An 18356-nucleotide genomic window follows, 5' to 3' on the forward strand; every position below is an offset into this window, starting at 1 on the left:
GGACTCCTCAGGGTTTTTCGGATCGATACAGGTGCCCGGCGGCGGCCGCAGAACACATCAGTACGCTACCGTCTCCGGGAGTCCGCCACATCCTGCGGAGCCGCGGCGACGCCGAATCAGGCCAGTTGCTCCCGCACAAGCGGGGCCACCCGGGTGCCGTAAAGCTCGATGCTGGTCATCAGTTTCTCGTGGGCGAGCGTGCCGAGGCTGTACTTCAGGTCGAACCGCGACAGGCCGAGACCCTTCGCGACGGCGGCGATCTTGGTGGCGACGCTCTCGGGCGAGCCGACGAAGAGGGCGCCGTCAGGGCCGGCATCGTGCTCGAACCGTTCCCGGCTGACCGGCCCCCAGCCTCGTTCGCGTCCGATCCGCTCCTGCATGGCCGCGTAGTGCGGCCACATCTCCTCTCGGGCCTGGGCATCCGTCGCCGCGACGTATCCCGGCGAGTGCTCGCCGATCGGCTGGGTCGGCTTCTCGAACTGGGCGAGGGCGCGGTGGTACAGGGCGACCAGGGGCTCGAACGCGAGCGGCGAGCCACCGATGACGGCCAGCATGAGCGGCAGACCGTAGTGCGCGGCGCGCACGACCGACTGCGGGCTGCCGCCCACCCCGATCCAGGTGCGGAGCGACCCGGTCTCGGTGGGCGGGTAGACACTCTGGTTGTTCAGCGCGCCCCGCGTTTCCCCGGACCAGGTCACCGGCTTCTCCTTGAGCAGCTCGGTGAAGAGGTTGAGCTTCTCCTCGAACAAAAGCTCGTACTGATCGAGTTCAAGGCCGAAGAGCGGGAACGACTCGGTGAACGAGCCGCGGCCGAGGATGACTTCAGCGCGCCCGTTCGATACGGCGTCGAGGGTCGAGAAGCGCTGGAAGACTCGCACGGGGTCGTCGGAACTGAGCACGGTGACGGCGGATCCGAGCCGGATGCCGCGGGTCTGGCCCGCGATCGCGGCGAGCACGACCTCGGGTGCCGACACGGCGAAGTCCCTGCGGTGGTGTTCGCCGATGCCGAAGAAGTCCAGCCCGACCTGGTCGGCCAGGACCGCCTCGGCGACCACGTTCCTCAGCACCTGCGGTTGGGGAAGCAGCTCCCCCGCCGCGTCGAAGGTCACGTCTCCGAAGGTGTCCAGTCCCAATTCGATCTTCTGCGCCATCGTCGTCTTCCCTCAGTCAATTTGCATGCAAATGCATTCAACGGGGAAACCGCGCCGGGGCCGGTCTTATTCCGGAGCCTCAGGTCCCGACCATCGTGGTTTCAGGCGAGCTTCACCCGGTTCGATTCGGTCGCCGCCGACCAGGGCTTCCGCCCGGCCGCCCTGAGGGTCTAGCTTCGTCATGAGAGGCAACGGGTCCGCCGGTCGGCCATGACGAAAGGCACCCGCGACAAGACCGAGAGGAGTTCCGGCTGTGACCGTCCCGGACCAGGGCTTGTTCGAACCCGCACGCATCGCCGAGCACTATCGCCGGTACCTCCAGCCGTACCTGTTCGACCCATGGGCCAGGCGCCTGGTCGAGTTCGCGGGCCCCCGCCCCGGCCAGATCGTGCTCGATGTGGCAGCCGGCACCGGTGCCTCCCCTTCATGCCGGATCGGGTCGCTGTCGCTCGGGAGATGCGACGTGTTCTCCGGCCGGGCGGCACGGTTGCCGTTGCGGTCTGGGCCCTCGGTGAACGGCTGGAACCGTTCGACAGCTACGCGGAATTCGTTCGGCGGAACCTGCCCGACTCACCATTCGCGCGGGCGATGGCCGGCGGCACGCTCTCGATGACCCCGGACGGTGTGGCCGCAGCTTTGGCGGGCGGCGGATTCGAGCAGGTCATCGCGACACGGGAACGCCTCACGGTTCGCTGGCCCACGCCCGGAGACGAAGCCCGTGGGATTGCCGGGACCCCGTTCGGCCCGGAGATCGCCTCATTGGGCCCGGATGCCGCGGCGGCGTTGCTGGCGGACCTGGCCGGCGCCCTGGCCGGTGCCGATGGGGCGACGGTGCCACACCCGATGACGGCCGTCTTCGGTTGCGGAACGGCAGCCCGGTAGCGTTCCCGCGGCCGTCGTGCCGAGGAACAGCTGTCAGGCCTGATCCGTCAGGCTGATCACGACGCTGCCGGTCTTCTGACCCGTCTCCACATACCGGTAGGCGTCGACAATGCGGTCCAACGGATACGTTCGGTCGACGACCGCCGTGAATGTCCCGCTCTCGATCAGTCCCCTGATGAACACGATCATCGCCTGGTCGTGGGTGGGGATGGGGAACATCACCCTCGTGCCGGAATGCAGCGAACCGATCAGGGCGAGGAACGGGTTCTCGGCGCGGCGGCCCAACTCCGTGGAGATGTAGATCCCGCCGGGCTTCAGGAGCGGCCTGCATCGGCCGAAGGAACTCTTGCCGACCGCGTCGAGGACGACATCGTAGGCCTGGCTGTCTGCGGTGAAGTCCTCCAGTTGGTAGTCGACGACCCGGTCCGCACCCAGTCCCCTCACCAGTTCCACGTTCGCCGTGCCGCAGACAGCGGTCACGCCGGCGCCGAGGCCCTTGACCAGTTGAACCGCCGCCGATCCGATCGCGCCGCTCGCACCGTAGACGAGCACGTCCTGGCCCGCCGTGATCTTCGCCGCCCTGATCTGCGCCAGGGCGTAATGCGCGCCCTCCGTGCTCGAGGCGGCCTCCGCAAACGTCGAATGCGCCGGCATGGTCGCGATCGATCCGGTGGCGGGAAGCGACAGGTAGTCGGCGTGGGCCCCGAACGGGCCCTCGATGTACCCGAAGACCCTGTCGCCGACCTCGAACGATCTGACGCCGGCGCCGACCTCGTCGACCACTCCCGCGAACTCGTTGCCGAGAACGGTCGCGCGCGGGCCGGTCAACCCGGTGAACAGCCTCATGAAGAACGGCTTGGCGGCCCGGCAGGCGCAGTCCGTGCGATTGACCGTGGTCGCGTGGACCCTGACGAGCACCTGCCCGGCCCGGACGGCCGGTCGTCCCACCTCTTCGATCCGGACCACGGCCGGCGGACCGTACCGTGTGTACACCGCTGCCCTCATGACTGGACTCTAGCGAATCGACCCCTGGCCCGGACGGAATGCCCGTTCCGTAAAAGTGCGTCCGGCATCGCCGGACCTGCGCGGGAGCAACACCTCGGCCCTCGATCACGCCATAATCGAGCCATGCAGCCTGATGCCTCCGCACCGACGCCGAAGGAGCTCGCCGCGGCGCGGGCCGACCTCGACCGGTGGGTGCACTACTCAGACCATCCCGGCTTCATCGCGAAAGCGGGCGGGCAGGACGCGTTCGACGCGGAACATGAGCGCCGGCGCCGTCATGTCACCGAGTTGCATTCCCGTCAGCGGTCGGAGTTCCGTCACCGCTGAGGGTTTCACCTGTCACCGGGCATGATCGACCTCGTCACGACTCCCTTGACGGGGAGTTTGGCCGCGGGTAGCGTCTGGCCTCAGAGGGCGGCCTCAGAGGGCACGGATACCCGGCGGACATCTCGTCACGACCGCCCGGCCGGAGTTCGGGAAGCCCGCGGGACGGAGGGCTGGGATGCGCTCGCTGCTCCTCATCGCCCTCGGCATTGCCCTCGCCACGCTCCCGGGATGCGCCGCGCAATCCGAGGTGGCGCCTCCATCGGACTCCTCCACGCCGAGCGCGGAGCCATCGACGCCGACGAAACGCATTGTGCTTCGCCCGGTCACCGCAGCCGGCCGGCCGGCGGGCGGGTTCTCCGTCACCAGCGACACGTCCGTGACGATCGACTGCGGTTCGCCGTCCACGGCCCGCCCGTCGCCGGTCGCCGTCGACGACGACATCCTGGTCTGCTCACCGTCGAGCGCCTATGCCGTCGCCTGCTGGAACGGAGCCGCCCCGGCCACCGCGATCTGTTTCCGGGACCCGTGGAGCCCTGACCTGGTCGAAATGACGCTCAGCGACAGCTTCCCGGCGGCGCCGGCCCTCGCCACGGCCCAGCCACTCGGCCTGGTGCTCAGCGACGGTGACCGCTGCCTGATCCGCAGCGGCGGCGTCTGGAACGACCTGGCCGCGCACCCCGGCTGGTTCGGGACATACTCGTGCGCCGTGAACGGAGCCGTCTGGGCGGCGGAGGGCGACGGCATCGATCGGTCGTCACCTCGCTGGACCGTTGAGGTGGCCGCGATCTCGGGCTCCGGGACGCTCGGAACCCGCGGTGTCGTCACCGCGTTCCTCGTGGGAACGCGTTCCGGCTGACCATGCGGTCTCCCCCGCCCGGCCGAGGGGATTGCCGATGCCGGGCCAGGTCAGAGACGGCCGCGCGACGCGGTGGCGGCATCCGCGGCCAATGCCGTCTCGAGGCCGTCGAGGATCACGCGCACACCGAACCGGAACTCGTTCCCGTAGGCGTAGCCCGGCTGGAGGATGTGCGCCACGGCCATCTCGGACAGGTGCGGGAATTCCGCCATCAGGTCCTGCCGGCCCATGATCTCCTCGGTCGCGGCGCCGATGTCGCCGGACTCGTCGAGCGGGAGTGACGCCTCCTGCAAGGCGAACCCGTGCACGTAGCTGTCGAGGAGGGACATCGCGTGCGCGGCCAGACCGATGCTGAAACCAGCGTTCCGGAGACAGCCGATCACGGCATTGTGGTGGTTCAGCGTCGCCCGGGTGGTGCGCGAGTCCATCAGGCTGATGGCCCACGGATGCCGTCCGAGCACCGCGCGCGCAGACTCGGCACCGTCCCGCAGTGCCGCCTTCCAGTTCGCACCGTCGGCCGGGAGGGCCATCTCGGCGACGACGACCTCGACCATGCCGTCGAGGATGTCGTCCTTGCCCGTGACATGGTAATAGAGCGACATCGCCTCGATCCCGAGCTCACGGGCGAGCTTGCGCATGCTGAGAGAATCCAGCCCGTCCCGGTCGGCGAGCGCGACCGCCGCCCGCACGGCGCTCTCCCGGGTCACCGGCGCCCGCGTCGACTCGTTGGGTGCCGTGGTCGCCATCTCATGCCTCCGTCTGCGTGCCGGGCGACCCGTGCCCGCGGTCGGCCGGTTGAGCCCTGAACACACCTTACATCGTATGGTACATTCGCACCAATCACCTTACGCCGTATGGTGCAGGTGTCACCGAGACCCCAGGAGGGCACAATGACCAGGACAAGCCATTCCAGCAGAGCGACCGTCGGCGAAGAGGCCTCGCCGGAGCCGGTCACACCGGACCAGACGATGGAGGCCATCGTGCAGCGCCGCTACGGGTCACCGGCGGTCCTGGGCCTGGAGCGCGTCGACAGGCCGAGGATCGGCGACGACGACGTGCTCATCCGGGTCCGCGCGGCCGCTGTCAACCACGCCGACTGGGTGCTGACGACCGGCCGTCCCCTGATCGGCCGGCTGGCATTCGGGCTGCGGCGGCCGAAAGAACGCGTCCGAGGCATGGATGTCGCGGGGCTGGTCGAGGCCGTCGGCGCGGGCGTGACCGGGTTCCGCCCCGGTGACGAGGTGTACGCCCAGGTCCCGGCGGGAGGCTTCGCCGAGTTCACCCGCGCACCGGCAGCCCTGGTCTCGCCGAAGCCGGCGAACCTCTCGTTCGAGCAGGCCGCCACCGTGCCGCTTGCGGCGAACACCGCCCTGCAGGGACTCCGCGACGCGGGCGGCCTGCGGGCCGGGCAGCGGGTCCTGGTCAACGGCGCCTCGGGAGGTGTCGGCAGCTTCGCGGTGCAGATCGCCAGGGCCCTCGGGGCCGAGGTCACCGGTGTCTGCAGCGCGCGGAACGTCGACCTGGTGCGATCGATCGGCGCCGACGAGGTGATCGACTACACCCGGCACGATTTCACGGCGAACGGCCGGCGCTACGACCTCATCCTCGACCTCATCGGCAACCATCCCGTGCGCTCCTGCATCGGCTCCCTCACGCCCACGGGCACGCTCGTGCTCTCCAGCGGCACCGGCGGCCGGGTACTGGGGCCGCTCGGCCGCGTGGTCGGGGCGCTCGTACTGTCCCGCTTCGTCAGCCAGAGCGTGCGCACATTCGTGGGCACCCCGAGCCGGGAGAACCTCGACCTCCTGCGCACCCTCGTCGAATCCGGGAAGGTCACGCCGGTCGTCGACCGGAGCTACCCGCTCCGCGACGTGCCCGGGGCGATCCGCCACTTCGCCGAGGTCCATGCCCGGGGGAAGATCGTCGTCACGCTGTGACCCACGGCTCCCCGGCATCCGACCAGGACCCCTGACAACCCGACTACCACGAGAAGGAGCACGACCATGGAAACGAACCCCGAGAAGTCGATGTCCGGTCGAACGGTCCTGATCACCGGCGGCACGGCCGGGGCCGCGGCCGCGACGGACCCCGCCGCCGGCGGAGCAGCCGCGACTCGCCCGTGGCACCGCGATCGCCCAATGTGGTCTGACAACATTTTCGAAGGCTGCCCGCCCGCGGTCGACTGGAAAACATTGGGCACTAAGTATCCGACCCAACCACTACATGCAGTTGCACGGCGCGGGCCGACCACTACATATGGTGCTCGGGCGTATGGTGGTGATTCAACGGCCCCCATCATCCGGATGTCGGCCACAATCCAAGGAACGCCTCGAATGACACCACAAAACATTTCTCCCTTAGGCATCATCAAGCGCACCGGCGCAACCGCACCGTTCGATGCCCAGCGCATCCGTGCCGCCATCAACAGCGCCGGAACCGCGTCGGGAGAAATGTCGGATGACGACGCCGACCTCGTCACGAACACCGTCGTCGTGGCGCTCGCCGACCTGGGCCGGGCCTACCCGACCGTCGAACAGGTGCAGGACCTCGTCGAACAGACCCTGCTCGCCAAGAATTATGCCGCCACCGCCCGGGCCTACATCGCCTACCGGGACCAGCACGCACGCGAACGCGACGTCACCCGCACCACAGTCGACGTGAGCACGTCGATCAACGAGTACCTCGACCGCTCCGACTGGCGGGTCAACGCCAACGCGAACCAGGGGTACTCCCTCGGCGGCCTCATCCTGAACACGGCCGGCAAGGTCGTCGCCAATTACTGGCTCTCCAACGTCTATTCCCCTGAAATCGGCAAGGCCCACCGCGAGGGCGAACTGCACATCCACGACCTCGACATGCTCGCCGGCTACTGTGCCGGCTGGTCGCTGCGCGTGCTGCTCGAAGAGGGACTCAACGGAGTGCCGGACAAGGTCGAATCGACTCCCCCGAAGCACTTCTCCTCCGCGATCGGCCAGATCGTGAACTTCCTCGGCACCATGCAGAACGAATGGGCCGGAGCCCAGGCGTTCAGCTCCTTCGACACCTACATGGCGCCGTTCGTACGGATCGACAAGCTCAGCTACGCCGAGGTCCGCCAGGGCATCCAGGAGCTCATCTACAACCTCAACGTGCCCTCCCGCTGGGGCACCCAGACCCCGTTCACCAACCTCACCTTCGACTGGGTCTGCCCCGAGGACCTGCGCGAACAGGTGCCCGTGATCGGCGGGGTCGAACAGTCCTTCGCCTACGGCGAGCTCGCCGAGGAGATGGCCGTGATCAACCGCGCCTACATCGACGTGATGACGGCCGGGGATGCCAGCGGCCGGGTGTTCACGTTCCCGATCCCCACCTACAACATCACCGAGGACTTCGACTGGGAATCCGAGAACGCCGACCGGTTGTTCGAGATGACCGCGAAGTACGGCACCCCCTACTTCCAGAACTTCATCAACTCCGAGCTCAAGCCGAACCAGATCCGGTCGATGTGCTGTCGCCTGCAACTGGACATGCGCGAGCTGCTCAAACGCGGCAACGGGCTGTTCGGCTCCGCGGAGCAGACCGGCTCGCTCGGCGTCGTCACCATCAACTGCGCACGCCTCGGCTTCGTGCACCGCGGCGACGAGGCCGCTCTGCTGGCCGACCTCGACCGCCTGCTCGACCTGGCCCGGGACTCCCTCGAACTCAAGCGAACGGTGATCGACCAGCTCATCGTCGACGGGCTCTTCCCGTACACGAAGCGTTACCTCGGCGCGGGCCTGCGCAATCACTTCTCCACCATCGGCGTCAACGGCATCAACGAGATGATCCGCAACCTCACCGACGACGCGCACGACATCACCAGCGAGGAGGGCCACGGGGTCGCCGTGCGCCTGCTCGACCACGTGCGCACCCGCATGATCGAGTTCCAGGAGGCCACCGGCAACATGTACAACCTGGAGGCCACCCCGGCCGAGGGCACGACCTACCGGTTCGCCAAGGAGGACAAGAAACGCTTCCCGTCGATCCTGCAGGCCGGCACCGTCGCGAACCCGTTCTACACGAACTCCTCGCAGCTGCCGGTCGGCTTCACCGACGACCCGTTCGATGCCCTCGACCGTCAGGACGAGCTGCAGACCAAGTACACCGGCGGCACCGTGCTGCACCTGTACATGTCGGAGAAGCTCTCCACTGCCGCGGCCTGCCGCGAGCTGGTCAAGCGCAGTCTGTCGACGCACCGGCTGCCGTACATCACGGTCACGCCGACGTTCTCGATCTGCCCTGACCACGGCTACCTGGCCGGCGAGCACCCGACCTGCACGACCTGCGGAGGTCCGTGCGAGGTCTGGACCCGGGTGATGGGGTACTTCCGCCCGGTCAGTTCGTTCAACATCGGCAAGAAGGGCGAGCACGCCGAGCGCACCCACTTCGTCGAAGCCGCGATGGCCCGATGAGCACGCCGGCGTGCGCGGACGACCTGCAGATCGCGGGGCTGGTCAGCCTGTCCACCTGTGACTGGCCGGGCAAGCTCGTGGCAACGGTGTTCCTCCAGGGTTGTCCCCTGGCCTGCACCTACTGTCACAACCCCGAACTGCTCGACCCGCGCACGCCGGGAACGCTCGCCTGGCAGCAGGTGCGCGAGCTCCTCGCCAAACGTCACGGCCTGCTCGACGGCGTCGTCTTCTCCGGTGGGGAACCGACCCGCCAGGCCGGCCTGGCCGCGGCGATGCGCGAAGTGAAGGAGCTCGGCTTCGGAGTCGGGATGCACACCGCCGGTCCCTACCCGAAACGGTTCGCCGAGGTGCTTCCGCTCTGCGACTGGGTCGGCCTCGACATCAAGGCGCCCGAGCGGCTCTACGGCGCAGTCACCGGGGTGCAGTCCGCGGCGGCCAAGGCCTTCGCCTGCCTCCGGGTCGCTCTGGATTCCCCGGTGGACCTGCAGGTGCGCACCACGGTGGACCCGATGATCATGTCGGACGAGGACGTGGCCGGGCTCACCGGCATCCTCAGCGCCCTGGGCGTGGACGAGCACGTCATCCAGACGGTGCGTTCAGAGGGCGCTCGACCGGAATACGCAGAGCGCCTGGCCGCCCACTTCGCGTGATCGGCCGGTCCGGCCGGGCGCCAGGTCAGTCCGCTGCGTCCAGGTAGAGCCAGCGGCGATCCACCCGCACAAAGCGGCTCACCTCATGTTGTCGGCTGCGGATGCCGTCGGCGCGGCACTGCGCCGTGAATTCCACCACCCCGTCGGTGTCGAACGGTCCCCCGCGCTCGGTCCGTTCGATGTCGAGGCGCGTCCAGACGAGGGTGGCGTCCAGTTCGAATTCGTCGGGCCGGGTGCTCGGATGCCAGGTCGAGAGCAGGTAGCCGACGTCGCCGACCGCGAACGCGCTGTACCGGGAGCGCATCAGTCGTTCGGCGGTGGGAGCGACCGAGAGGCCGTCGTGGAGCGGCCCGCAGCAGCCGAGGTAGGAGTCGCCGCTCTGGCACGGGCAGGGCCCAGGTCGGAGGGCTGTCGGTTCAGGGGTCGGCACAGCCCCATTATCGGCCACCGCCGGTGGTGGTCCAAACGGATGCCGCGGCATCCGTGACGCTCCGGGGCGGCCTCAGAACCCGGTCGGGTCGTCCCCGTTCTCGCCCCGCTCCGGGAGGAGGTAGCGGGAGAACCAGTCGGTGGCCAGGTTGGCGGCGGCGGCGAGGGCGCCCGGTTCCTCGAACAGGTGCGTGGCTCCGTCCACGACCGTGAGTCGGCTTCGGCAGTGCAGGCGGGCCTGGGCCTGCCGGTTGAGCTCGAGCACGGCTTCGTCCGCTCCGCCCACGATCAGCAGGGTCGGGGCCTGTACGAGTGGCAGCCGGGCGCCGGCCAGGTCGGGTCGTCCTCCACGGGAGACGACGGCCGAGATGTCGCTGGCCGGCTCCGCCGCCGCCCAGAGCGCAGCGCCCGCGCCGGTGCTCGCTCCGAAGTACCCGATCCGGCACTGTGACGTCTCAGGGCGGTGCCGCAACCACGCGGTTGCCGCGGTCAGCCGGTTCGCGAGCAGTCCGATGTCGAAGACGTTGGATCGGTCAGTCTCCTCGTCGGCCGTGAGGAGGTCCAGGAGCAGGGTCCCCAGGCCGGCTCGGAGCAGCACCTCCGCGACGAACTGGTTGCGCGGGCTGTGCCGGCTGCTGCCGCTGCCGTGTGCGAAGAGCACGATCCCCGTGGCGCCCTGGGGCAAGCGCAGATGGCCCTCCACCAGCACGCCGTCAGCGGGGATCTCGACGTCGCGATCCAGGTCGTCGACCACGACCCGGCCGTTGCGCATCCGCCGGGCTGCCGCATCCAGCAGCACCACGACCTCCTCGTCGCTGGTCGCGGAGAAGTCCCGGTAGTGGTTCCCGACGGCGACCAGCCGGTGCGGAGCCAGGACGCAGACGACCTCGTCGGCCCCCGGAAGGTTTCCGACCGTTTCCGCCGGCACCACCGGCGCGGCCATGATCACCGTCGCCGCGCCGAGGTGACGGGCCACCTCACAGGCCACGCGGGCCGTGGAGCCCGTGGCGATGCCGTCGTCGACGATGACAACGGTGCGCCCCGTCAGATCCACCCGCTCCCGGCCCAGTCTGAGGCCGGCCACCCGCTCGTCCAGCAGTGTCCGCTCTCGACGTTCCACGGTGCGGAGCTCCTCAGCGGTCACGCCGGTGAGAGTGAGCACCTCCGTGTTGAGCACGCGGGCGCCGCCTTCGCCGATCGCCCCCATGGCGAGTTCGGGTTGGTACGGAACCCCGAGCTTGCGGACCACGATCACGTCGAGCGGCGCGTGGAGGGCCTCGGCGACCTCGAACGCGACGGGAACACCGCCGCGCGGCAGACCGAGCACGACCACATCCCGGTCACGCAGGTGGAGAAGGCGTTCGGCGAGTTGGCGACCCGCATCGACGCGATCGGCGAAGACGACCATTGTCCGGAACCTCCTTGATCGAGCGGATGATTGTGCTCCCGCACATCATCCCCCCGACCGGGGCTCCCCGACAGGGGCGGGCCGGACCGTGAAAAAGACCCGCTCAGTGAGCGGGTCTTCCCTGCCAAACAAAAAAGACCCACTCAGTGAGCGGGTCTTCTTCGTCAAACAGTTTTTGGTGGATCCGAGGGGATTCGAACCCCTGACCCCCTGCATGCCATGCAGGTGCGCTACCAGCTGCGCCACGGACCCAGATTGTGCTTCGGCCGGATTCCATTTCTTCCGGCCCGAAACAACTTCTCTAGGCTACTACATCCCCAGCCTGTTGAGTACCAACTGCTACTCCTGGACCTTGTGGGCGGGCAGCTCGATCGGAATGACGGGGCAGTCCTTCCAAAGACGCTCGAGGGAGTAGTAGACGCGTTCTTCCTCGTGGAAGACATGGACGACGAGGTCTCCGAAGTCGACGAGGATCCAACGGCCCTCGGCGCGGCCCTCGCGACGCAGGGGCTTGTGGCCGGCCTCGGTGAGCTTGTCTTCGATCTCGCCGGCGATGGCCACGACGTTGCGCTCTGAGCGCCCCGTGACGATCAGGAAGATGTCGGCAAGCGGAAGGGGGTTCGAGACGTCGATCGCGACGAGGTCCTCCCCCGCTTTCGAGTCTGCGGCGGCAGCGGCCAGCTTGAGGAGCTCGAGAGCATGGGCAGAAGCGGTCATCGAATGGATCCCTGAGTTAGTGAAAGCGAATGAAGTGGCATTAGAAGATCTTGAGAACGTAGCCGGCAATGAACAGCGCAACAACGCCGAGGGCGAGCACGCCGACGGTGATCGTCAGGACGGTGGGAAGCGTCACCCCGCGCTTGGCCGGCGGCGCCATCACGCCCCTGGTCGAGGCGTGGGTGCTGACAGCGCGGCTGGCACTCACCGGGGCGACGTCGCTGTGGTGACCGCTCTCATCGAGCTGGTCGAGCATGTGGTCCATTTCGGCGGAATCGAACAGGTTCGGATGCGCGCCCGTCGAGCCGAGACTGCGCGGCAGGTCGATCGACCCGGTGATCATGATCTCGCCGGTGCTGGTCAACGGTCCGGAGGTCGTGCCCTGGTGCGGGATCGACGGCAGGATGAGGGCGTTGGTGGTCGTGGGGATTCCGCCGGCGCTGATCCCGCGGCTCATCAGCTGGTCGAACGGCTCGATCGGTGATCCGCCGGGAAAGGAACCGTCGTCTTCGTCACGATCGAGGGACCAGTGACCGACCGGCGGGTGGAGCACCCCGGGGCGGGCCCGGGCAGAGGCCGTGGAAGAGGTCTTCGATTCGACGAGGAACTCGACGGGCACGGCCTGCTTCGCTTTGACCTGCGTCGCCTCGACGACGGGGGTCTCGGCTGCGGACAACTCGACCGGGGCCGGCTCGGACGGGCCCGATTCGTCGTCGTGGCCCTGGGCCAGCTGCAGGGAGCGCAGTTCACGGCGGGTCAGGGTTCGTTCGGGGACGGGCTGGCGCGGGGCGCTCACCGCGCCGGCCCAGCCGGACTTCGTCGCCGGCGGCGCGAAAACGGATGCGGAAGCGGGCTCGGTGTCCGGTGTGACGGCGGCGGGCGTGACAGGGACCGGGGCCGGGGGTCGCACCGGCGTGGTGCCGGACGTGTGCGTGGGGATGTGGGTCGACGAATGCTGCTGGTCTGCCGAGGCAGGCTCGTGCCCCTGGGCCAACTCGCGCGCTTGACGACGCGTCAGTGGCTGTGGGTCATTACCCAACGTCATGCCACACTCCGATACAGATGATGCTTTGAGATGTACTGGACAACCCCATCGGGGACCAGATACCAGACCGGGAATCCCCGGTTCACACGTGCCCGGCAGTCTGTGGACGAGATAGCCAAAGCCGGAACTTCCAACAAGCTTACGTCCTGGTTCGGCAATCCCGAAACGCTGAGCTCATGTCCCGGACGACTCACAGCCACGAAGTGGGCGAGGTCCCAGAGCTCCTGGACGTCTTTCCAGCTCAGGATCTGACGGATCGCGTCGGCGCCGGTGATGAAGAAGAGCTCAGCGTCCGGGTGCTGGGCGTGCAGGTCGCGGAGCGTGTCGATCGTGTAGGTGGGTCCGGTGCGGTCGATGTCGACCCGGCTCACCGTGAAGCGCGGATTCGACGCCGTCGCGATGACCGTCATCAGGTAACGGTGTTCACTGACCGTCACATCGGACTTCTGCCACGGCTGGCCGGTCGGCACGAAGATCACCTCGTCGAGGTCGAAGCTCTGCGCGACCTCGCTCGCGGCCACGAGGTGCCCGTGGTGGATCGGGTCGAAGGTGCCGCCCATCACACCGATTCTCAGACGGCGCTCCGGCATCGAAACGTCAGCCTCAGTGGCCGGCGCGGGCGCCGCCGTGAGCGTCGGCGTATGCCTTCGCCTTGGCCTGGTGGCGGTTCGCCACGTCACGGTACGACCAGACGACGACGCCGAGGGCGGCGAAGGTCACGAGGGCGATCAGGCCGTAGACGAACGTCGGCATGGGCAAGGCGACCTGTTCGGCCTGCGCGAGCACTACGTTCAGGAACGACATGGGTTCTCCATTCAGAGGCGGTTCAGGGGTGCCCGGCAAGATTGGACGACTCCGACAGTATTCTAGCGGGGCCTACGCGCGCACCTGGCCCGAGCCACGCACGATCCATTTGGTGCTGGTCAGTTCCGGCAGGCCCATCGGCCCCCTGGCGTGCAGTTTCTGGGTCGAAATGCCCACTTCGGCACCGAATCCGAATTCGCCGCCATCGGTGAACCGGGTGGAGGCGTTGACCATGACGGCGGCGGAGTCGACCTCGGCCAGGAACCGCTCGGCGTTGACGACGTCGTTGGTGATGATCGATTCGGTGTGCCCGGTGGAGTAGCGGCGGATGTGCGCGATCGCGTCATCGAGCGAGTCGACCACGGCCACGGAGACCTCGAGGCCCATATATTCGGTGCCCCAGTCTTCCTCGGTCGCCGGCACCGCGGCCGGGAAGATCTCCCGCACCCGCGCGTCCCCGTGGACCGTGACGCCGGATGCGGCGAGCTTCGCCAGCACGCCGGGGAGCAGCCGTGCGGCGGCATCCCGGTGCACGAGGAGGGTTTCGAGGGCGTTGCAGACGCTGGGCCGCTGCACCTTCGAGTTGTGCACGATCTCCACCGCCCAGTCTGCGTTGGCGCTCTCGTCGAGGAAGATGTGCACGACTCCCGCCCCGGTCTCGATCACGGGCACCTTCGACTGGTTCACGACCGCCTGGATCAGGCCGGCACTTCCCCGGGGGATGAGCACGTCGACGTGGCCGCGGGCCTGCATCAGCAGGGTGGCGCCCTCGCGCCCGAAGGGGTCGATCGTCTGCACCGACTCCGCGGGAAGCCCGGACGAACCGATCGCCTGCTGTAACAGGCCGACCAGGACCCGGTTGGTGTTCTCCGCGGCGGATCCGCCGCGGAGTACGACGGCGTTGCCGCTCTTGAGCGCGATCGCGGCGATGTCGACGGTGACGTTGGGCCTGGCCTCATAGATGACCCCGACCACGCCGAAGGGCACCCGCACCTGGCTGATCCTGATGCCGTTGGGCAGGCTTTTCCCCCGCACCACCTCGCCGATCGGGTCGGTGAGCAGGGCGATCTGCTCGACGGCGGCGGCGAGTCCTTCGATCCGGGCCTCGTCCAGCATGAGGCGGTCGAGCATCCCGCCGGACAGGCCGTTCTCGCGGCCGGCGGCCAGGTCGGCGCGGTTGGCGGTGAGGATGTCGGGGACGTTCCCGCGCAGCGCGGCGGACACCGCGGCCAGCGCCCGGTTCTTCACCTGGGTCGGCGCGGCGGCGAGGTCAACCGCCGCCCGCCGGGACGCCTCGAGGATGGGCGTGAGTTGGACAGTGTCGGTCAGGGTCTGTGAGGACATCCCGGCAGTTTACGCGACGGGGCCGCCGGAGCGCTGGGTGGTCTGCCGAGCAGGGCTGCCGGGCCGCAGGGTGGGCGCGCCGGCGCTCGGTTCGAACCAGGTTCCGACCAGGTCACCGCGGAGGGCCTCGGCGACCAGCGCTGTCGAGGTGACCAGGACTGCGGTGCCGGCGTCGGCCGCGATCCGGGCCGCCGACACCTTGGTGCCCGCACCCCCGGTGCCCACGCCGGAACGGCTTGCGCCGAATTCGACGCCGGGCAGCCGGTCGCCGGCGCCGACGTGCGAGATCGGCTCGGCACCCGGCAAGTGCGGCGGACGGGTGTAGAGCGCGTCGACGTCGCTGAGCAGCACGAGCAGGTCGGCCTTGATCAGGGTGGCGACGAGGGCCGCGAGCCGGTCGTTGTCGCCGAACCGGATCTCGTGGGTCGCGACGGTGTCGTTCTCATTGACGATCGGCAGGATGCGCAGCCCGAGCAGCCGGTCCATGGCCCGGTGCGCGTTGCTGCGGTGTGACGGGTTCTCGAGGTCGCCCGCCGTGAGGAGCACCTGGCCGGCGACGATGTCGTACCGATCGAGGCTGTCCTGGTAGCGGAAAATCAGCAGGTTCTGACCGACGGATGCCGCGGCCTGCTGGGTGGCGAGGTCGGTGGGCCGTTCGTCGAGCTGAAGGTAGGGCATCCCGGTGGCAATGGCTCCGGAGGACACGAGCACGATTTCCGCTCCGCGCCCATGGGCCGTGGCGAGGGCGTCGACCAGCGGGGCGATCTGGCCGGCGTTCTCGCCGCTGATCGACGAGGACCCGACCTTGACGACGATGCGCGCCGCCGATGCGATCTCATTCCGTGCGAGCACGCTCATTCCCCGGCCCGGGTCACAGGAGCGCGCGCCCGGGCGCCGTGGGCATCGGCTCGAACCAGGTGCCGACCTCCTCGCCGCGGAGGGCATCCGCGGCGAGTCCGGTCGCGGTCACGAGCACCGCGGTGCCGGCGGACGCGGCCAGCCGGGCCGCCTTCACCTTGGTGTTGGCGCCGCCGGTTCCGACGCCGCCCGCCGCCTTGGTCGCCCCGAATTCCATACCGGCGAGTTCTTCGTCGAAGCCGATGTGGTCGATCCGTTCGGCGCCGGGCAGGTGCGGGGGCTTGGTGTAGAGCGAGTCGACATCGCTGAGCAGCAGCAGCAGGTCGGCCCGGATGAGCACGGACAGCATGGCCGCGAGGCGGTCATTGTCGCCGAACCGCAGGCCGTAGGTGGCCACGGTGTCGTTCTCGTTGACGATCGGCATGATCCGGAGGTCGAGGAGCCGGTTCACCGCACGGCGGGTGTTGCTGCGGTGCGGCTCGTTGAGGAGGTCTCCCTCGGTGAGCAGCACCTGCCCCGCGGCGATGCCGTGCCGGTCGAGGGTCTCCTGGTAGCGGGCGGTGAGCACGTTCTGCCCCACGGACGCGGCCGCCTGCTGGGTGGCCAGGTCGCTCGGTCGCCCGTCGAGGTTCAGGTGGCTCATCCCGCTCGCGACGGCCCCTGAGGACACCAGGACCACCTCGACGCCGCGCCCGTGCGTCTCGGCGAGGGCTTCGATCAGCGGTGCGATCTGGTCGGCGTTGTCACCGCTGATCGAGGAGGAGCCGACCTTCACCACGATCCGGCGCGCGGAGGACACCTGGGCGCGGGCTCTGGCGCTCATTCGGACTCGCCTTCCTGCTTTCCCTTCACCGGGATTGAACCGTCGCCGGTCACGTCGCCGTTGAATTCCTCTTCGCCGGTGGACCACATGCCGGCTTCGCGTTCGCGGATGAGTTCGGCGCGGGCGGCCGCCTTGGCGTCCATCCGCCCGAAGTACTCCTCGCGACGTTCGTTGCTCGTGCGGCGCTTGGAGTCGTCGAGCCGGGTGTCCGTTCCGCGGGGCGCGGTGATCAGCTCGGCCGTTGACGTGAGCGTGGGCTCCCAGTCGAAGACGACGCCGTTGCCGGGGCCGATGATGACCGTCGACCCGGCGATGGCGCCGGCCTTGAACAGTTCGTTCTCGATCCCGAGCTTGGCCAGCCGGTCGGCGAGGAACCCGACCGCTTCATCGTTGGTGAAGTCGGTCTGCTGCACCCAGCGTTCAGGCTTGGTGCCGATGATCCGGTAGATGTTGCCGAACGAGCCACCCTCGACCTTGACGACGAAACCGCTGTCGTCGACGGCCTTGGGGCGGATGACGATGCGCGGCTTGGCCGCCTGCGTCGCCGCTGCCTCGACCCGGCCGGCTTCGACGACCTCGGCCAGCGCGTAGTTGAGCGCGCGAAGGCCCTCGTGGCTGACCGTGGAGATCTCGAACACGCGGTACCCGCGCGCCTCGAGGTCGCCCTTGACGAAGTCCGCGAGTTCGCGGGCCTCCGGCACGTCGATCTTGTTCAGCGCGACGAGCTGCGGCCGGTCGAGCAGCGGCTTCTGGCCTTCGGGGACCGGGTAGGCCGCCAGCTCGCCGAGGATGACGTCGAGGTCGCTGAGCGGGTCGCGGTCGGGGTCGAGGGTGGCGCAGTCGAGGATGTGCAGCAGCGCGGTGCAGCGCTCGACGTGACGCAGGAATTCGAGCCCGAGCCCCTTGCCCTCGCTGGCGCCCTCGATCAGGCCGGGAACGTCGGCGACGGTGTACCGCACCTCGCCGGCGTCGACGACGCCGAGGTTGGGGTGCAGGGTGGTGAAGGGGTAGTCGGCGATCTTGGGACGTGCGGCCGAGATCGCCGCGATCAGGCTGGACTTGCCGGCCGACGGGTAGCCGACGAGCGCCACATCCGCCACGGTCTTGAGCTCGAGCTGGATGTCGCCTTCCCAGCCGTAAGTGCCGAGGAGTGCGAAACCGGGCGCCTTGCGTTTGGTCGAGGCGAGGGCTGCGTTGCCGAGCCCGCCCTGGCCGCCGGGCGCGACGACGATGCGGAAGCCGGGTTCCGTCATGTCGGCGAGTTCATTGCCTTCGGCGTCCTTGACGACGGTGCCCAGCGGCACGGACAGCTCCATCAGGTCGCTGGCGTAGCCGGCGCGGTGGTCGCCCATACCGGGGCCGCCGTTGGAGGAGCTGCGGTGCGGCGAACGGTGGTAGCCGAGCAGCGTGGTCACCTGGGGGTCGGCCACGAGCACGATGTCGCCGCCGTTTCCGCCGTTTCCGCCGTCGGGGCCGGCGAGGGGCTTGAATTTCTCCCGCTTGACGGAGACACAGCCGTTCCCTCCGTTGCCCGCTCTCAGGTGCAGCGTGACGTGGTCAACGAATGTGGCCATGGGGTGCCCCTTTCAGGTGGCGAAAACACGTCAGGGCGAGCCAAAGGCCCGCC

General features: G+C 68.7%; 19 protein-coding genes and 1 tRNA gene. 6 read left to right on the top strand and 14 right to left on the bottom strand.

Annotated features, from left to right (window positions below; all coding sequences use genetic code 11):
• Window positions 1–116: 116 nt before the first annotated feature.
• The gene (locus tag E3O48_RS11740; RefSeq protein ID WP_134539025.1) at window positions 117–1151 is read right to left on the bottom strand and encodes an LLM class flavin-dependent oxidoreductase; all 1035 of its coding nucleotides are present in this window, start codon (window positions 1149–1151) and stop codon (window positions 117–119) included.
• A gap of 456 nt (window positions 1152–1607) precedes the next feature.
• Here E3O48_RS11740 and E3O48_RS11745 point away from each other — a divergent pair, with 456 nt between their 5' ends.
• A complete protein-coding gene (locus E3O48_RS11745) occupies window positions 1608–2033 on the top strand; it encodes a hypothetical protein (RefSeq protein WP_134539027.1) in 426 nt (141 codons plus the stop codon).
• A 33-nt stretch (window positions 2034–2066) separates the two neighbouring features.
• Here the strand turns inward: E3O48_RS11745 and E3O48_RS11750 are convergent, their stop codons facing one another.
• Complete coding sequence (locus E3O48_RS11750) at window positions 2067–3038, bottom strand: NAD(P)-dependent alcohol dehydrogenase (RefSeq protein WP_174774796.1); 972 nt, start codon at window positions 3036–3038, stop codon at window positions 2067–2069.
• 123 nt (window positions 3039–3161) lie between these two features.
• On the opposite strand from E3O48_RS11750, the gene E3O48_RS11755 reads away from it, so the two are divergent.
• Entirely contained in the window at window positions 3162–3365 is a 204-nt protein-coding gene (locus E3O48_RS11755; RefSeq protein ID WP_134507512.1) for a hypothetical protein, read from the top strand.
• A gap of 175 nt (window positions 3366–3540) precedes the next feature.
• Window positions 3541–4221, top strand: coding sequence for a hypothetical protein (locus E3O48_RS11760; protein ID WP_134539029.1), 681 nt, complete (start codon window positions 3541–3543; stop codon window positions 4219–4221).
• Window positions 4222–4271: 50 nt separating this feature from the next.
• On the opposite strand, the gene E3O48_RS11765 is transcribed toward E3O48_RS11760, so the two are convergent.
• Complete coding sequence (locus E3O48_RS11765; RefSeq protein ID WP_134539031.1) at window positions 4272–4967, bottom strand: TetR/AcrR family transcriptional regulator; 696 nt, start codon at window positions 4965–4967, stop codon at window positions 4272–4274.
• A gap of 144 nt (window positions 4968–5111) precedes the next feature.
• Here E3O48_RS11765 and E3O48_RS11770 point away from each other — a divergent pair, with 144 nt between their 5' ends.
• The 3 genes from E3O48_RS11770 to E3O48_RS11780 all read left to right on the top strand — a co-directional run bounded on the left by E3O48_RS11770 (window position 5112) and on the right by E3O48_RS11780 (window position 9301).
• Window positions 5112–6158, top strand: coding sequence for an NAD(P)-dependent alcohol dehydrogenase (locus E3O48_RS11770; protein WP_241982509.1), 1047 nt, complete (start codon window positions 5112–5114; stop codon window positions 6156–6158).
• A gap of 396 nt (window positions 6159–6554) precedes the next feature.
• Window positions 6555–8651 (top strand): ribonucleoside triphosphate reductase, encoded by a 2097-nt coding sequence (locus E3O48_RS11775; RefSeq protein ID WP_134539032.1) that lies wholly within the window; start codon window positions 6555–6557, stop codon window positions 8649–8651.
• Window positions 8648–9301 (top strand): anaerobic ribonucleoside-triphosphate reductase activating protein, encoded by a 654-nt coding sequence (locus E3O48_RS11780; protein WP_134507507.1) that lies wholly within the window; start codon window positions 8648–8650, stop codon window positions 9299–9301. The genes E3O48_RS11775 and E3O48_RS11780 overlap by 4 nt, the downstream gene beginning before the upstream one ends.
• Before the next feature lie 25 nt (window positions 9302–9326).
• Here the strand turns inward: E3O48_RS11780 and E3O48_RS11785 are convergent, their stop codons facing one another.
• The 11 genes from E3O48_RS11785 to obgE all read right to left on the bottom strand — a co-directional run bounded on the left by E3O48_RS11785 (window position 9327) and on the right by obgE (window position 18303).
• Window positions 9327–9731 carry a YchJ family protein gene (locus E3O48_RS11785; protein ID WP_134539040.1) on the bottom strand — a complete coding sequence of 135 codons (405 nt, stop codon included), beginning with the start codon at window positions 9729–9731 and terminating at the stop codon, window positions 9327–9329.
• Between the two features lie 72 nt (window positions 9732–9803).
• Window positions 9804–11138: a phosphoribosyltransferase gene (locus tag E3O48_RS11790; protein WP_134539042.1), complete on the bottom strand. Its 1335-nt coding sequence runs from the start codon at window positions 11136–11138 to the stop codon at window positions 9804–9806.
• 176 nt (window positions 11139–11314) lie between these two features.
• A tRNA-Ala gene (locus E3O48_RS11795) sits at window positions 11315–11390 on the bottom strand.
• Window positions 11391–11477: 87 nt separating this feature from the next.
• Window positions 11478–11855, bottom strand: coding sequence for a ribosome silencing factor (rsfS, locus tag E3O48_RS11800; RefSeq protein WP_134507504.1), 378 nt, complete (start codon window positions 11853–11855; stop codon window positions 11478–11480).
• Between the two features lie 40 nt (window positions 11856–11895).
• Window positions 11896–12900 carry a hypothetical protein gene (locus E3O48_RS11805; protein ID WP_134539044.1) on the bottom strand — a complete coding sequence of 335 codons (1005 nt, stop codon included), beginning with the start codon at window positions 12898–12900 and terminating at the stop codon, window positions 11896–11898.
• Window positions 12897–13490, bottom strand: coding sequence for a nicotinate-nucleotide adenylyltransferase (gene nadD, locus E3O48_RS11810; protein ID WP_134539045.1), 594 nt, complete (start codon window positions 13488–13490; stop codon window positions 12897–12899). Before nadD ends, E3O48_RS11805 begins: the two co-directional genes overlap by 4 nt.
• 13 nt (window positions 13491–13503) lie before the next feature.
• Window positions 13504–13704, bottom strand: a complete 201-nt coding sequence (locus E3O48_RS11815; RefSeq protein WP_134507502.1) for a hypothetical protein — start codon at window positions 13702–13704, stop codon at window positions 13504–13506.
• Between the two features lie 72 nt (window positions 13705–13776).
• The gene (locus E3O48_RS11820; protein ID WP_134539047.1) at window positions 13777–15048 is read right to left on the bottom strand and encodes a glutamate-5-semialdehyde dehydrogenase; all 1272 of its coding nucleotides are present in this window, start codon (window positions 15046–15048) and stop codon (window positions 13777–13779) included.
• 9 nt (window positions 15049–15057) lie between these two features.
• The gene (proB, locus tag E3O48_RS11825; RefSeq protein WP_134539049.1) at window positions 15058–15906 is read right to left on the bottom strand and encodes a glutamate 5-kinase; all 849 of its coding nucleotides are present in this window, start codon (window positions 15904–15906) and stop codon (window positions 15058–15060) included.
• A 13-nt stretch (window positions 15907–15919) separates the two neighbouring features.
• Window positions 15920–16729: a glutamate 5-kinase gene (gene proB, locus E3O48_RS11830; RefSeq protein ID WP_134507499.1), complete on the bottom strand. Its 810-nt coding sequence runs from the start codon at window positions 16727–16729 to the stop codon at window positions 15920–15922.
• Entirely contained in the window at window positions 16726–18303 is a 1578-nt protein-coding gene (gene obgE, locus E3O48_RS11835) for a GTPase ObgE (protein WP_134507498.1), read from the bottom strand. Before obgE ends, proB (E3O48_RS11830) begins: the two co-directional genes overlap by 4 nt.
• Window positions 18304–18356: the final 53 nt, after the last annotated feature.

Origin of the sequence: Cryobacterium sp. HLT2-28, assembly GCF_004402495.1 — a bacterium.
In the GTDB taxonomy this organism is placed as follows: Bacteria; Actinomycetota; Actinomycetes; order Actinomycetales; family Microbacteriaceae; genus Cryobacterium; species Cryobacterium mannosilyticum.

What these genes read in the sequence shown, in the direction of transcription:
- E3O48_RS11790 (WP_134539042.1), bottom strand. Translation starts at nt 11,138, where the DNA reads ATGGTCGTCTTCGCCGATCGCGTCGATGCGGGTCGCCAACTCGCCGAA.
- E3O48_RS11755 (WP_134507512.1), top strand. Translation starts at nt 3,162, where the DNA reads ATGCAGCCTGATGCCTCCGCACCGACGCCGAAGGAGCTCGCCGCGGCG.
- E3O48_RS11765 (WP_134539031.1), bottom strand. Translation starts at nt 4,967, where the DNA reads ATGGCGACCACGGCACCCAACGAGTCGACGCGGGCGCCGGTGACCCGG.
- E3O48_RS11780 (WP_134507507.1), top strand. Translation starts at nt 8,648, where the DNA reads ATGAGCACGCCGGCGTGCGCGGACGACCTGCAGATCGCGGGGCTGGTC.
- proB (WP_134539049.1), bottom strand. Translation starts at nt 15,906, where the DNA reads ATGAGCGTGCTCGCACGGAATGAGATCGCATCGGCGGCGCGCATCGTC.
- E3O48_RS11775 (WP_134539032.1), top strand. Translation starts at nt 6,555, where the DNA reads ATGACACCACAAAACATTTCTCCCTTAGGCATCATCAAGCGCACCGGC.
- E3O48_RS11760 (WP_134539029.1), top strand. Translation starts at nt 3,541, where the DNA reads ATGCGCTCGCTGCTCCTCATCGCCCTCGGCATTGCCCTCGCCACGCTC.
- obgE (WP_134507498.1), bottom strand. Translation starts at nt 18,303, where the DNA reads ATGGCCACATTCGTTGACCACGTCACGCTGCACCTGAGAGCGGGCAAC.
- E3O48_RS11805 (WP_134539044.1), bottom strand. Translation starts at nt 12,900, where the DNA reads ATGACGTTGGGTAATGACCCACAGCCACTGACGCGTCGTCAAGCGCGC.
- E3O48_RS11770 (WP_241982509.1), top strand. Translation starts at nt 5,112, where the DNA reads ATGACCAGGACAAGCCATTCCAGCAGAGCGACCGTCGGCGAAGAGGCC.
- E3O48_RS11740 (WP_134539025.1), bottom strand. Translation starts at nt 1,151, where the DNA reads ATGGCGCAGAAGATCGAATTGGGACTGGACACCTTCGGAGACGTGACC.
- proB (WP_134507499.1), bottom strand. Translation starts at nt 16,729, where the DNA reads ATGAGCGCCAGAGCCCGCGCCCAGGTGTCCTCCGCGCGCCGGATCGTG.
- E3O48_RS11745 (WP_134539027.1), top strand. Translation starts at nt 1,608, where the DNA reads ATGCGACGTGTTCTCCGGCCGGGCGGCACGGTTGCCGTTGCGGTCTGG.
- rsfS (WP_134507504.1), bottom strand. Translation starts at nt 11,855, where the DNA reads ATGACCGCTTCTGCCCATGCTCTCGAGCTCCTCAAGCTGGCCGCTGCC.
- nadD (WP_134539045.1), bottom strand. Translation starts at nt 13,490, where the DNA reads ATGCCGGAGCGCCGTCTGAGAATCGGTGTGATGGGCGGCACCTTCGAC.
- E3O48_RS11815 (WP_134507502.1), bottom strand. Translation starts at nt 13,704, where the DNA reads ATGTCGTTCCTGAACGTAGTGCTCGCGCAGGCCGAACAGGTCGCCTTG.
- E3O48_RS11820 (WP_134539047.1), bottom strand. Translation starts at nt 15,048, where the DNA reads ATGTCCTCACAGACCCTGACCGACACTGTCCAACTCACGCCCATCCTC.
- E3O48_RS11750 (WP_174774796.1), bottom strand. Translation starts at nt 3,038, where the DNA reads ATGAGGGCAGCGGTGTACACACGGTACGGTCCGCCGGCCGTGGTCCGG.